Here is a 13,309-nt window from a genome sequence, read left to right as displayed (position 1 = left end):
CGGGAGCCGCCAAGGGTGCCATGCGGTTCCGGGCCGGGTCCTCCGGTCAGAGCGGGAGAAGAAGTTCCGTTACTCATGTATCCACCAAGTTGTGTTGGGGTTGCAATCAGCGCAACGCTGTTGCACCAGACTAGGTGGTGAGCTGCAACACAGTCAAGACCCTTTTTGATTTTGGTTCTCTATCGCAGACAAGCTCATCAGAGGCACAGGCCGCGCGCTTGCGGACGCCCGGTGGCCGGCACGCCACGGTAGGGGCATGCCTGGCGGATCATGAGAAAGTTGCGTCAGGAGTAACCGTGTTGCACAGTGTCAGCAGCAGAGTCCACTTCGCCGCGAGGCGGCAGGCGTAGTACTTCCCGGTTCTATTGACTCGCCCTCCCTCGGCTGACATATTTCGAGTACGCGCTATACGCACAGTGTTGTGTAATGCGCAATGAAATCTCCCCCAGGTCTGCGGACCGAGGAAAGGAACACAGCTAAATGGTTCACAAGGTCAAGGCCGTCATTGCCAGGGAAAAGAACGCTCCGGTCTCAGTGGAGACCATCCTCGTCCCGGATCCGGGCCCGGGCGAGGCCCTGGTGGACATCCTCACCTGCGGGGTCTGCCACACCGACCTGCACTACAGGCAGGGCGGAATCACCGACGATTTCCCCATCCTGCTCGGCCATGAAGCCACCGGTGTGGTCAGCGCCGTGGGTCCCGGAGTCACAGAGGTGTCCCCCGGTGACCGCGTCATCCTGAACTGGCGGGCAGTCTGCGGCGAATGCCGTGCGTGTGCCAAGGGCCAACCGCAGTACTGCTTTAACACCGCCAACGCCACCCAGAAGATGACGCTTGAGGACGGCACGGAACTCTCCCCCGCACTGGGCATCGGCGCCTTCGCCGAAAAAACCCTCGTCGCCGCCGGGCAGTGCACCAAAATTGACGGCGACGTCGATCCCGCCGCCGTCGGCCTGCTGGGCTGCGGCGTGATGGCCGGCATCGGTGCCGCCATCAACACCGGTGAGGTCAAGCGCGGCGAGTCCGTAGCCGTGATCGGCTGCGGGGGCGTGGGCATCGCCGCGATCGCCGGCGCCAAGCTCGCCGGGGCCACCACCATCATCGCGGTGGACATCGACGCCAACAAGGTGGAGATGGCCAGGTCTTTGGGAGCCACCCATGGTGTGGATTCCAGCAAGGCAGACCCCATCGAGGCCATCCGTGCCCTCACGGGCGGCAACGGAGCGGACGTGGTGATTGACGCCGTCGGACGCCCCGAAACGTACAAGCAGGCGTTCTACGCCCGCGACCTCGCCGGCCGCGTGGTCCTGGTGGGCGTCCCGACGCCGGGCATGTTGCTCGAACTGCCGCTGCTGGACGTCTTCGGCCGGGGCGGCTCGCTGAAGTCCTCCTGGTACGGCGACTGCCTGCCCTCCCGCGACTTCCCCATGCTCGTGGCGCACTACAAGCAGGGCAACCTGGACCTGGACGCTTTCGTGACCGAGCGGATCACCATCGACCAGGTGGAGGAGGCGTTCGCCAAGATGCACGAGGGCAAGGTCCTCCGCTCGGTCGTCGAACTCCCCGCGGCGGGCCTCTCCTGATGGGCGTCACCATCGAAAACCTGGTCACCTCCGGCACGTTTTCGCTCGACGGCGGCACCTGGGACGTGGACAACAACGTCTGGATCGTGGGGAACGCGGAGGAATGCATCATCATCGACTCCCCGCATGACGCCGCAGCAATCATCAGCCAGGTCCGGGGCCGGAAGGTCAAAGCCATCCTGCTGACCCACGCGCACAACGACCACATCGGGGCCGCCCGTGACGTCGCCGCGGCAGTGGACGCGCCCATCTATCTGAACCCTGAGGACCTCATGCTGTGGGAGCAGGTCTACCCCGACGCGGTTCCGGACAGACACCACGCAGCCGGTGACGAGTTCGAGGTAGGCGGCGCAACACTCACTGCCATCCACACACCCGGGCACTCTCCGGGATCCACCTGCTTCTACCTCGAAAGTGAAGGAACGGTGTTCACCGGCGATACCCTCTTCAACGGCGGTCCCGGTGCCACAGGCAGGTCCTACAGCGACTACCCCACCATCCTGACGTCCATCCGCGAACGGCTGCTCACCCTCCCGCCGGAAACCGTAGTCCGCACCGGCCACGGCGGGAACACCACCATCGGGGCAGAACGGGAAACGCTGGCACAGCTGGCGGACCCGGTGGAATCAGCCCAGTGACAGCAGTGGCGGCCTTCCGCCTTCCGCCCGTGGGGCCACGGTGACGGATGCCACCCGTTCGAGCCGCGGGTGCAGTTCGTCGCCGTTATCCACCACTCCGGTCTGCCACCACAGCTTCAGCCCCTCGGGGACAACTTCGAGGCAGGCCAGGTTGTTGGTGAACCAGGGACCCTTGACGCCCTTCCAGCGGAACGGCGGGTCCGGCACTTTCGCTGAGCGCGCCACTAAAGCACCCACCGGCGCAGCCACCCCGTAGGACATGACGGCTGCGAAGGACCTCATCAGCCGGGGCAGGGGGTTCCGGATCGGGGAGCAGACGGCCTGCATGATGCGGCTGCCGGAAGCGCGCTCCACCTCCGCGACGTAGGAATAATGCACGTCCCCGGAGAGGAACATGATGGTTTCCGGCGCAGTGCCGCGTTTGCCGTCGGCGATCTCAGTGACCATGGCTGCCACCTGATGGAAGCTGTTCTCGAAAGCGCCCCAATGTTCAAGATCCACAGCCTGGCGGACTTTCTCACCCGCACGGGCGGCACGGTTTCCCCATGCACCTTGGGAAATGGCCTCATTCCAGGATTCGACATAATGCAGGCCCATCGGCAGCAGGAAAGGCAGCGAGGTTGCTACCAGCAGGTGCCGGAACCCGCCCCGCATACTGCCGTCGAGCCAGGCCATTTCATCCTTGTCGAGCAGGGCACGGTTGTCCGGGGCCAGATCCCGGGCGGCGCGCGAGTCCACCACAATCAGCCTGGTATCGCCAATATCCCGGCAGTAGCTCCACCGGTAGGACTTCGGATCCTGATCAGCCCGGTCCGCGAAATCATCCAGCGCAGCGCTGACGTCGATTTCGGCCCCACCCGTGTGGCCGGCGATCTGCCGCCAGATCGGGTCCTCGTCACGTTCCTGCGGTGAGAGATTCCCCAGGTGCTGGTAGACCCAGTATGAGGCCAGCCCCGCGACGATCCGCCCGTGCCACCAGGGCGTCGCCTCCATCTCCTTTTTCCAGCTCAAGGAGGTATTCCAGTCGTCACGGATGTCGTGGTCGTCGAAGATCATGGCGCTGGGCAGGGTGGACAACAGCCACCTGTTCGCCGGGTCCGACCAGGCCAGGAAGTAAAGGTGGGCGTATTCCTCGTAGTCCTTCAACTCCTCCCCAGGCGGCGCCTCGATGTCCCGCCTGGCCCGAATGAACTCCTGCATCTGTTCGCTGGTCAGATCGGCGTAGACCTGGTCCCCTAGGAACGCCACCAGATCCGGCCACGGCAGGTCAGCGTCGGACGCCATCGCCAAGGCGAAAGCGCGGAGTGAATCGACGCCGTGGGTGCGGTTGCCGGCCGCGTCGTGCGGGACACTGGTGCGGCAGGAGCCGTAGGCCATGCGCAATGGCTTGCCCGGCTTCAGCGTCGCAATCACCGGTGGCGGAAACCCTGAGGTGGGCTCGGGCCAACACTGGGTCCCGTCAATTTCGAGGGTATAAGGCAGCACGCTGCCCGGCTCCAGCCCGGCCGCCTCCACCAGAGCATAGTGGTGGCCGTGCACAACAAACGTGCGGGCCTCCCAGCTGCGGTCACCGGCCCGGACCGTGACACGGGAATCGCCCCGGGTCTCCACCCAGATGCTGGCAGAAGTCTCGTCCACGTACCGCATCATGGGGCCCAACACCAGGGGCGACGTCGTCATGACTTAGTTCTACCCGTTCCGGGCCGCGGCAACCATACGGGCAGCCGGGAACCAAGGAAATAACTCCCCAGGCACTGCTGCCTAGGCCCGCACCTGGAATCCACTCCGCTTGTCGAAAAGCCGTCGCCTGTCGTTCCCGGCTGCGGCAATCCACAGCACGGAGTCGTCTGCCGAGGCCTCCACGTCCAAACAATTAAGGAGCGGAAGGCGACGGGCGGTGTGGTCCGGCAGCGCGCGTAAAAGGGGCCCCGAGTCCAGGCCCGCCGCGAAGCGGCCTAGCTGGACGCGGGGAATAGCGCGCCGAGGATCAGAGCGTTCGGGGCCCCCAAAGCGCGAGTTACCAGCCGCGCTCGGCGAGGCGGTGGGGCTGCGGGATTTCGTCCACGTTGATGCCCACCATGGCTTCGCCCAGGCCGCGGGAGGCCTTGGCGATGACGTCCGGGTCGTCATAATAGGCAGTAGCCCTGACGACGGCGGCGGCACGCTGGGCCGGGTTGCCGGACTTGAAGATGCCTGAACCAACGAACACGCCGTCGGCGCCGAGCTGCATCATCATGGCAGCGTCGGCCGGGGTGGCGATGCCGCCGGCGGTGAACAGCACCACGGGGAGCTTGCCGGTGGAGGCGATTTCCTTGACCAGTTCGTACGGGGCCTGCAGTTCCTTGGCCGCGACGTAGAGCTCGTCCTCGGGCAGGGACGCGAGCTTGGCGATCTCGGCGCGGATCTGGCGCATGTGGGTGGTGGCGTTGGAGACATCGCCGGTACCGGCCTCGCCCTTGGACCGGATCATCGCCGCGCCCTCGTTGATGCGGCGCAGGGCCTCACCGAGGTTGGTGGCGCCACAGACGAAGGGAACGGTGAATTTCCACTTGTCGATGTGGTTGGTGTAGTCGGCGGGTGTCAGGACCTCGGACTCGTCAATGTAGTCCACGCCGAGTGACTGCAGGATCTGCGCCTCGACGAAGTGGCCGATCCTGGCCTTGGCCATGACCGGCACGGACACGGCGTCGATGATCGCCTCGATCATGTCCGGGTCAGACATGCGGGACACGCCGCCCTGGGCGCGGATATCGGCCGGAACGCGTTCCAGCGCCATGACTGCAACGGCACCGGCATCTTCGGCGATGCGGGCCTGTTCGACGTTGACGACGTCCATGATGACGCCGCCCTTGAGCATCTCAGCCATGCCGCGCTTGACGCGGCTGCTGCCCGTGACAGCGATATGTTCGTACGGGAGTCGTTTCAGGGTCACTTCTTGCTCCAAAAGGACGGGGCGCCTGCGAAGCCAGGCATTCGAGTAATGGGACTTGCCCCGGGTGCATGAGCACACCCGGGGCTACACGTACTTCACCGGGTCAGCATTCGATGACGTTTACCGCGAGACCACCCCGGGACGTCTCCTTGTACTTGCTCTTCATGTCGGCGCCGGTTTCCCTCATGGTCTTGATCGCTTTGTCCAGGGATACCTTGTGGCTGCCGTCGCCGTGCAGGGCAAGGCGGGCGGCGTTGATGGCTTTGACGCTGGCAATGGCGTTGCGCTCGATGCAGGGAATCTGCACCAGCCCACCCACCGGGTCGCAGGTCAGGCCAAGGTTGTGTTCAATGCCCACCTCGGCGGCATTCTCCACCTGGGCCGGCGTGCCGCCCAGCACTTCGCAGAGGCCGGCCGCGGCCATGGAGCAGGCGGAGCCGACCTCGCCCTGGCAGCCCACCTCGGCCCCTGAAATGGAGGCGTTGATCTTGAACAGGATTCCCACCGCGGCCGCTGTCAGCAGGAAACGGACCACACCGTCGTCGTTGGCGCCGGGCACGAACTTCACGTAGTAGTGCAGCACCGCGGGAACGATGCCGGCCGCGCCGTTGGTGGGTGCGGTGACGATCCGGCCGCCGGCGGCGTTTTCCTCGTTCACGGCCAGCGCGAACAGGTTCACCCACTCCATCGCCCGGAGCGGGTCGGTCACCCCGGTGTCCGCCGTCAGGGTCTGGAACAACGACGGCGCCCGTCGCCTGACGTTAAGGCCGCCTGGAAGAATCCCTTCCGCGGCGCAGCCGTTGTCCACGCATTCGCGCATCACCGCCCACAGCCCCAGCAGCTTTTCCCGGAGCTCGGCTTCGCTGCGCCAGGTGAGTTCGTTGGCGAGCATCACGTCCGAGATGGACATGCCCTCGCGGCTGCAGATCTCCAGGAGTTCGTCGGCCGTGCTGAACGGGTAGGGCAGGACGGTGGCGTCAGCCACCACCCGGTCGCCGGCGTCGGCGTCCCCGTCAACGACGAAGCCGCCGCCGATCGAATAGAAGCTCCGCTCGCTGAGGACCGTTCCAGCGTGGTCCAGAGCCCGGAATGTCATGCCGTTGGGGTGGGCCGGGAGGGACTTGCGCCGGTGCAGCACCACGTCCTCGTCCCAGTTGAAGTCCACACGGTGGACCCCGCACACCAACAGTTCGGCATCGAGGGCCGCCGCGGCCACCTGGTCATCCGCCGTGGCGGTGTCCACGGTTTCGGGGTCCAGCCCCTTGAAGCCCAGGACCACGGCCTTGTCGGAGCCGTGGCCCCGGCCGGTGGCCCCGAGTGAGCCGAACAGTTCGGCCTGGACGCGTGTGGTTGAGCTCAGGTGGCCGTCGCTTTTGAGTCCGTCGGCGAACAGCTTCGCCGCCCGCATCGGGCCGACCGTGTGTGAGGACGACGGCCCGATGCCAACGGAAAAGAGGTCCAGGGCACTGAGTGCCATTAAGGGACCTCAGGGGAGGCGTATTCCCGCATGGCATCCAGGAGCCAGCGGCCCAGGAAATCGGCGAATGAAGCCCGGGGGAAGATCCGGTAGCTTTCGTCACCGGTCTTCCACAGGACCACCGGGATGTTGCCGATCTCCGTGGACACTGCCGTGCCTGCCTTGAACCCGCGCGGGTGGAGGTCCAGCGAGCAGCCCTTTTCCAGGACGGCGCGGGACCGGGGCCCGGTCAGTTCGAACGTTGTGCGGTTGGCGGAGAGGTCCACCACCTGGCCTTCGCCGTCACCGAGGGCTTCCCGGAGCGCCTGCAGCAGGTCACCGCCCAGCGACTCGTGGGCCTCCATCGGCGCCACCACCAGGAATTCCTCGGGCCCGAGCCACAGCACGGACGTTTCGCCGGAGCCGCTGACGGCGCCGCACGCTGCGGGCAGCCCGCCGGTGACGGACGCGATGCGTGTCCCGGCCTCCGTGGCCCGGTTTACCCGGACGCCCACCATGGTCAGGAAGGTGATTTCGCTCAGTTCCACGGTGCCGGGGACGGATGCCGTTTCAAATGCTTCCCTGAGCAGCGCAGCGGGGCTGGTGCGGAGTGACAGGTTCGTCTCACGGGAGGTTTTGGGTGCTGCTGTTTCAGCCATCTTTGCGGGTCCCTTCGGGGTCAAAAAGTACGGTTTCTGCGACAACAACGTCAACCACCTGGTTTCCAGCGACGGCCACAAGGGTCTCGCCGATCCGGTTGCGGCCGTTCTTGATCAGTGCCAGGCCAAAGGAGCGGCCGAGGGCGGCGCTGTGGTAGCTCGAGGTCACGAAGCCCTGCATGGGAACCGGGCCGTAGGCGGGGGTGGTGGGGATCCCCTTTTCCACGAGCTGGGTGCCTTCCGGAAGCCGGAACGAGCCGTCCACGGGCAGCACGCTGACCAGGTGCTTGCGGTCCTCGCGCCGGGCGTCGGCCCGGGCGTAGGAGCGCTTGCCGATGAACTCCTTGGCCTTGGAGACAATCCAGTCCATGCCGGCGTCCTGCGGGGTGACGGTGCCGTCGGTGTCCTGCCCAACAATGGGGTAGCCCTTTTCGGCGCGGAGCACGTGCATGGTTTCGGTGCCGTAAGGGGTGATGTTGAATTCGGCCCCTGCAGCGGCTACGGCTTCCCAGGTGTTCAGTCCGTACCAGGACGGAATGTTGATCTCGTAGGCCAGTTCGCCGGAGAACGAGATCCGGCAGACCCGTGCCTGCACGCCGGAGGCGAGGGTGGTCTCGCGGAAAGTCATAAACGGGAAGGCTTCCGCCTCCAGCCCGCCGTTGGCTGCCAGTTCCGGTGCCACCTTGGCGAGGACCTCGCGGGACTTGGGTCCGACCACGGCAATGGTGGACCACTGTTCGGTCACCGAGGTGCAGTGAACGTCCAGCTCAGGCCATTCGGTCTGCAGCCATTCCTCCAGCCAGTCCAGCACCTTGCCGGCGCCGCCGGTGGTGGTGGTCATGAAGTAGCGGTCATCGTCCAGACGGAGGGTCACGCCGTCGTCGAAAATCATGCCATCGGCCATGCACATCACGCCGTAGCGGGCAGAACCCGGGGCGAGCTTCTTGAACGCGTTGGTGTAGATCCGGTTGAGGAACTCACCGGCGTCCTTGCCGCGGATTTCGATCTTGCCCAGCGTGGTGGCGTCCATAAAGCCAACCGAATCGCGGACGGCGGCGCATTCGCGCAGAACTGCCGCGTCCATGTCCTCGCCGGCCTGCGGGTAGTACCAGGGGCGCTTCCACTGTCCCACGTCCTCGAACAGTGCACCCTTGGCTACGTGCCACGGGTGGATCGAGGTCTTGCGGGCGGGATCGAACAGTTCGCCGCGCTGGCGTCCGGCCAGTGCCGCGAACGCCACGGGGGTGAACGGTGCGCGGTACGTGGTGGTGCCGATGTCGCCGATGCCGCGGGAGGCTTCGCCTGCGGTGCGGAGTGCGGCGGCGATGACGCCGATCGCGTTGACGCCGGAGGTCTTGCCCTGATCGTTGGCTGTGCTGATGGAGGTGTAGCGCTTGATGTGCTCCACGGACCGCATGCCGGCTCCGGTGGACCGCAGCACGTCAGCCACTGACTGGTCGCGCTGGAAGTCCACGAAGTGGTGGTGCCAGTCATCCGGCGTGCCCTGCTCGCCCGGAACCAGCCACAGCTGGCGGGTCGGGGCTGAGGCCTTCGGCTCCCCGAACGTGGCCGGCTTGGTGGCGGACTCGAAGCCCGCTGCGATGGCCGCCGATGCTCCGGCGGAGATCCCCTCGGCCAGGCAGTCCGCGGGTTCGAAGCTGCCGCGGCCGGAGCCGATGGTCTGCTGGTTCGGGACCACGGTGCTCGGCACGAAGGCGGCGAGCTCATCGTCCCAGCGCAGCTTGCCCTGGCGCTGGGAGTGGAGGTGCACCAACGGGCTCCAGCCACCGGACACTGCCAGCAGATCGCAGGCGATCTCTTCGACGCCGGAGGTGAGTTCGCCGTCGTCGTTGATGCTGCGGATGGTGACGCCGTTCAGACGGCCGGCCTCTCCCGCAGTGGTGTTGGCAACCGCGCTGCCGATCAGCACGCGGGTGCCGGCCTCGACGGCGGCCGCAGCCACCGGAGTGAGCTGGGGGCGGGCGTCGACCACGGCGGCGAGCTTGACGCCGGCGGCGCGGAGGTCCGCGGCCAGGGCGTAGGCGCTGTCGTTGGTGGTGCTGATGACAACGCGCTGCCCGGCGGCCACTGCGTAGCGGTTGAGGTAGCTGCGGACGGCGGAGGCCAGAATGATGCCGGGGCGGTCGTTGTTCTCGAACACCAGCGGGCGTTCGTGGGCGCCGGGAGCCAGGACAACCTGGCTGGCGCGGACGTGCCAGATGCGCTGCCGTGACACGCCGGACGCGGCCGGGCTGGACAGGTGGTCCGTGCGGTTCTGCACGGCGATGACGTAGTTGGCGTCATAGGCGCCGAAGGCCGTGGTGCGGTTCAGGACGGTGGATTCAGCACCCGAGACGAGCTCGGCTTCAATGTCCGCCACCCATTCCAGGGCAGGCTTGCCCTCGATGGTCTCGGCCAGTTCGGGGGCGGTGGACCCGGACAGCAGGGACCCGCCCAGTTCCGGCTGGTCGTCCATGAGGATGACACGGGCGCCGGCGCGGACCGCCTCGCGGGCTGCGGCGAGGCCGGCGGGGCCGCCGCCGATCACCAGGACGTCGGTGTGGACGTACTTCTTGTCGTACTCGGCGTGGTCCTCTTCCGGGTCCAGCTTGCCCAGGCCGTTGAGCAGTTCCGCTTTCAGGCCGTCCACCAGGGTGACGGTGGTGGCGGGGAGCATGGACTCTGCGACGTCGCCGGGGAAGCGCGGGGAGATCTTGACCATCGCGTTGGATTCCTCAACGCCGGCGGACATGATGCCGCGGGCGCGGTCCTCGTAGAGCGAGTTGCCGGCCGCGATGCGGCCGTTGGCGATCAGGGCCGAGGCGAGGGTGTCGCCGGGGTGGCCGTTGAATTCCTCGCCGTCCACGGTGAAACGCCAGGAGATGGTGCGGTCGATGCGTCCGCCGGAGGCGAGGCGGGCATTCTGGGAAGTCACTTGGTTGCTCCCTTCGGGGCGGTGGTGCCGGCGGCGGTGGTGCTGGGCGCTGAATCGGCCGGCGCGATGCTGGTGCCGGAGATGCTGGGAGCCGCGGTCCCGGTGGTGGTGCTGTCCGGGGCGGTGCTGGCAGTGCCGGATTCAGGTGCCGGGGCGGCTTTGTCAGGCCGGGGCGCGCCCATGGGGTAGATCGCCTGGATGTCGTAGGTGACCGTGTCGCGGAGCATGTTGAACCACTGGCGGCAGCCGGTGCTGTGGAGCCAGCGCTCGGCAAAGGCGCCTTTGGTGTTGTCCCGGTAGAACAGGAACTCGGCCCATTCGCGGTCGTTCAGTTCGTTCGGGTTTTCCGGATAGGCCACGTGGGCCTGGCCGCCGTAGTGGAACTCGGTCTCGTCGCGGGAGCCGCAGTTGGGGCATGAAATGAGGAGCATGTCCGGACTCTCTTCTAGTGGGCCACGGCTGCTGCGCCGTGTTCGTCGATCAGGGCGCCGGTTTCGAACCGCTCCAGCGCAAAGGGCTTGTTCAGTTCGTGCGGCGTTCCCGTGGCGATGGTGTGGGCAAAGGTGAGGCCCGCGGCCGGCGTGCCCTTGAAGCCGCCGGTGCCCCAGCCACAGTTCACGAACATGTTCTCCACCGGAGTGGTGCCCACGATCGGGGAGGCGTCCAGCGTTGTGTCAACAATGCCGCCCCAGGTCCTGAGTACGTGCGCACGGGCAAAGATCGGGAAGAGCTCGACGGCGGCCGCCATTTGGTGCTCGATCACATGGAACGAGCCGCGCTGGCCGTAACCGTTGTAGGAGTCCACTCCGGCGCCCATGACCAGCTCGCCCTTGTGGGCCTGGGAAACGTAGACGTGCACGTGGTTGGACATGACCACTGTGGGGTGGACCGGTTCGTGCAGTTCGGACACCAGCGCCTGCAGCGGGTGGGACTGGATGGGGAGCCGGAAGCCGGCCATTTCGGCCAGGACCGAGCTGTGCCCGGCGGCGCACAGGCCCACCTTTTCGGTGTTGATGGTGCCGCGGTTGGTCTGGACACCGGTGACCCGGTTGCCGTCCTTGACGAAGCCGGTGACTTCGCAGTTCTGGATGATGTCCACGCCCAGCTCGTCGCACTTGCGGGCGAAGGCCCAGGCCACGTGGTCGTGCTTGGCGATGCCTGCGCGCGGCTGGTAGGTGGCGCCCATGACGGGGTAGCGGATGTTGTCGTTGATGTTCAGGATGGGGCAGAGTTCCTTGACCTGCTGCGGGTCCAGCCACTCGGCGTCCACTCCGTTGAGTTTGTTCGCGCCCACGCGCCGCATGCTTTCACGGACGTCACCCAGGGTGTGGGCGAGGTTCATCACGCCGCGCTGGCTGAAGAGGAAGTCGTATTCGAGCTCCTCCGGCAGGATTTCCCAGAGTTTGAGGGCGTGCTCGTAGATGGCCGCGCTCTCGTCCCAGAGGTAGTTGGACCGGATGATGGTGGTGTTCCGGGCCATGTTGCCGCCGGCCAGCCATCCCTTTTCAAGGACGGCGATGTTGGTCATGCCGTGGTTTTTGGCCAGGAAGTAGGCGGTGGCCAGGCCGTGCCCGCCGCCGCCGACGATCACGGCGTCGTAGCTTTTCTTGGGGTCCGGGTTGTGCCACAGGAATTCCGGGTGCTCCGGAAGCAGATCGGCCATCATGCCACCTCGTTTTCGGTCGCGTCAGAAGAGAGATTGGGGTAGAGCGGGAACTTTCCGGCCAGGATTTCAACCCGCTGCCGCAGTTCCGCCACGGTCTCGTCGCTGAACTCGCGCTTGAGTGCTGCGGCGATAATGTCCGCGACCTCGGTGAACTCGGCCTTCCCGAACCCGCGCGTGGCCAGGGCCGGCGTGCCGATGCGGAGACCGGAAGAGATCATCGGCGGCCGCGGGTCGAACGGCACGGCGTTGCGGTTGACCGTGATGCCGATCCGGTGCAGGCGGTCTTCGCCCTGCTGGCCGTCCAGTTCCGAATGCCGCAGGTCCACCAGGACCAGGTGCACGTCGGTGCCACCGCTGACAACCGTCACGCCGGACTCTGCAACATCGGCAGAGAGCAGGCGTTCTGCGATGATGCGGGCGCCTTCCAGGGTGCGTTCCTGGCGGTCGCGGAATTCCGGCTCAGCAGCGAGCTTGAAGGCCACTGCCTTGCCGGCAATGACGTGCTCCAGCGGGCCACCCTGCTGTCCGGGGAATACCGCGGAGTTGACCTTCTTGGCGATAACGGCGTCGTTGGTCAGGATCACACCACCGCGCGGGCCGCCCAGGGTCTTGTGGGTGGTGCTCGTGACAATGTGGGCGTGAGGCACGGGGTTGGGGTGCAGCCCCGCAGCCACCAGGCCGGCGAAGTGGGCCATGTCCACCATCAGGTAGGCGCCTACCAGGTCCGCGATACGGCGGAACTCGGCGAAGTCCAGCTGCCGGGAGTAGGCGGACCAGCCGGCGACGATCAGCTGCGGCTTGTTCTCAACCGCGAGGCGCTCGACTTCAGCCATGTCGATGGTCATGGTGTCCTCACGAACGCCATAAGGGACCACCTTGTACAGCTTGCCGGAGAAGTTGATCTTCATGCCGTGGGTCAGGTGGCCGCCGTGTGCGAGGTTCAACCCCAGGATGGTGTCGCCGGGCTGGATCAGGGCGAACATCGCCGCTGCGTTGGCCTGGGCGCCTGAGTGGGGCTGCACGTTGGCGAATTCGGAGCCGAACAAGGACTTAAGACGGTCGATGGCCAGCTGCTCGACCACATCAACGTGTTCGCAGCCGCCGTAGTAGCGCTTGCCCGGGTAGCCTTCGGCGTACTTGTTGGTCAGGACGGATCCCTGCGCCTCCATGACGGCGGTCGGCGCGAAGTTTTCGGAGGCGATCATTTCCAGCGTGCCCTGCTGGCGCAGGAGCTCCTGCTGAACGGCTGCGTGGATCGCAGGATCGGTCTCTGCGAGCGTACGGGTCAGAACGTCGACCATCTTTTCTCCTCTGCTATCTAATATCCTGTTGATATATTAGTTACGTGACTCAAGTATGCTATCCCGGCCGGTGGGTGTCAACAGATTTTTTGAGCCATTCCAGAGGCGCCAAATGCGCGGCCGGAAGGGCCGCGCATC

At 66.0% G+C, this 13,309-nt stretch carries 10 protein-coding genes; 2 read left to right on the top strand and 8 right to left on the bottom strand.

Features of this window, described 5'->3' with window-relative positions:
* Positions 1-480 precede the first annotated feature (480 nt).
* Both ACS5PJ_RS19125 and ACS5PJ_RS19120 read left to right on the top strand, forming a co-directional pair.
* Entirely contained in the window at positions 481-1,584 is a 1,104-nt protein-coding gene (locus ACS5PJ_RS19125; RefSeq protein WP_439436446.1) for an S-(hydroxymethyl)mycothiol dehydrogenase, read from the top strand.
* Entirely contained in the window at positions 1,584-2,222 is a 639-nt protein-coding gene (locus ACS5PJ_RS19120; RefSeq protein WP_439436445.1) for an MBL fold metallo-hydrolase, read from the top strand. Before ACS5PJ_RS19125 ends, ACS5PJ_RS19120 begins: the two co-directional genes overlap by 1 nt.
* On the opposite strand, the gene ACS5PJ_RS19115 is transcribed toward ACS5PJ_RS19120, so the two are convergent.
* From ACS5PJ_RS19115 to glyA, 8 genes are all read right to left on the bottom strand, one after another.
* A complete protein-coding gene (locus ACS5PJ_RS19115) occupies positions 2,211-3,902 on the bottom strand; it encodes an alkaline phosphatase D family protein (protein ID WP_439436444.1) in 1,692 nt (563 codons plus the stop codon). The two genes, ACS5PJ_RS19120 and ACS5PJ_RS19115, sit on opposite strands and share 12 nt — an antisense overlap.
* Before the next feature lie 337 nt (positions 3,903-4,239).
* A complete protein-coding gene (pdxS, locus tag ACS5PJ_RS19110; protein WP_439436516.1) occupies positions 4,240-5,148 on the bottom strand; it encodes a pyridoxal 5'-phosphate synthase lyase subunit PdxS in 909 nt (302 codons plus the stop codon).
* Positions 5,149-5,257: 109 nt separating this feature from the next.
* Positions 5,258-6,631, bottom strand: a complete 1,374-nt coding sequence (locus tag ACS5PJ_RS19105) for an L-serine ammonia-lyase (RefSeq protein WP_439436443.1) — start codon at positions 6,629-6,631, stop codon at positions 5,258-5,260.
* On the bottom strand, positions 6,631-7,269 hold the full coding sequence (locus tag ACS5PJ_RS19100; RefSeq protein ID WP_439436442.1) for a sarcosine oxidase subunit gamma: 639 nt from the start codon (positions 7,267-7,269) through the stop codon (positions 6,631-6,633). The genes ACS5PJ_RS19105 and ACS5PJ_RS19100 overlap by 1 nt, the downstream gene beginning before the upstream one ends.
* Entirely contained in the window at positions 7,262-10,204 is a 2,943-nt protein-coding gene (locus tag ACS5PJ_RS19095; RefSeq protein ID WP_439436441.1) for a sarcosine oxidase subunit alpha family protein, read from the bottom strand. Before ACS5PJ_RS19095 ends, ACS5PJ_RS19100 begins: the two co-directional genes overlap by 8 nt.
* Complete coding sequence (locus ACS5PJ_RS19090; protein ID WP_439436440.1) at positions 10,201-10,635, bottom strand: sarcosine oxidase subunit delta; 435 nt, start codon at positions 10,633-10,635, stop codon at positions 10,201-10,203. The genes ACS5PJ_RS19095 and ACS5PJ_RS19090 overlap by 4 nt, the downstream gene beginning before the upstream one ends.
* Before the next feature lie 14 nt (positions 10,636-10,649).
* The gene (locus ACS5PJ_RS19085; RefSeq protein WP_439436439.1) at positions 10,650-11,870 is read right to left on the bottom strand and encodes a sarcosine oxidase subunit beta family protein; all 1,221 of its coding nucleotides are present in this window, start codon (positions 11,868-11,870) and stop codon (positions 10,650-10,652) included.
* Positions 11,867-13,171 carry a serine hydroxymethyltransferase gene (gene glyA, locus ACS5PJ_RS19080; RefSeq protein WP_439436438.1) on the bottom strand — a complete coding sequence of 435 codons (1,305 nt, stop codon included), beginning with the start codon at positions 13,169-13,171 and terminating at the stop codon, positions 11,867-11,869. The genes ACS5PJ_RS19085 and glyA overlap by 4 nt, the downstream gene beginning before the upstream one ends.
* Positions 13,172-13,309 lie beyond the last annotated feature (138 nt).

Source organism: Pseudarthrobacter cremeus (genome assembly GCF_051857465.1).
In the GTDB taxonomy this organism is placed as follows: Bacteria; Actinomycetota; Actinomycetes; order Actinomycetales; family Micrococcaceae; genus Arthrobacter.
Note: the sequence above shows the minus strand (reverse complement) of the source record. Positions and strands in the feature narration are given on the sequence as shown.

What these genes read in the sequence shown, in the direction of transcription:
- ACS5PJ_RS19085 (WP_439436439.1), bottom strand. Translation starts at nt 11,870, where the DNA reads ATGATGGCCGATCTGCTTCCGGAGCACCCGGAATTCCTGTGGCACAAC.
- ACS5PJ_RS19105 (WP_439436443.1), bottom strand. Translation starts at nt 6,631, where the DNA reads ATGGCACTCAGTGCCCTGGACCTCTTTTCCGTTGGCATCGGGCCGTCG.
- ACS5PJ_RS19120 (WP_439436445.1), top strand. Translation starts at nt 1,584, where the DNA reads ATGGGCGTCACCATCGAAAACCTGGTCACCTCCGGCACGTTTTCGCTC.
- glyA (WP_439436438.1), bottom strand. Translation starts at nt 13,171, where the DNA reads ATGGTCGACGTTCTGACCCGTACGCTCGCAGAGACCGATCCTGCGATC.
- ACS5PJ_RS19100 (WP_439436442.1), bottom strand. Translation starts at nt 7,269, where the DNA reads ATGGCTGAAACAGCAGCACCCAAAACCTCCCGTGAGACGAACCTGTCA.
- ACS5PJ_RS19090 (WP_439436440.1), bottom strand. Translation starts at nt 10,635, where the DNA reads ATGCTCCTCATTTCATGCCCCAACTGCGGCTCCCGCGACGAGACCGAG.
- ACS5PJ_RS19115 (WP_439436444.1), bottom strand. Translation starts at nt 3,902, where the DNA reads ATGACGACGTCGCCCCTGGTGTTGGGCCCCATGATGCGGTACGTGGAC.
- ACS5PJ_RS19125 (WP_439436446.1), top strand. Translation starts at nt 481, where the DNA reads ATGGTTCACAAGGTCAAGGCCGTCATTGCCAGGGAAAAGAACGCTCCG.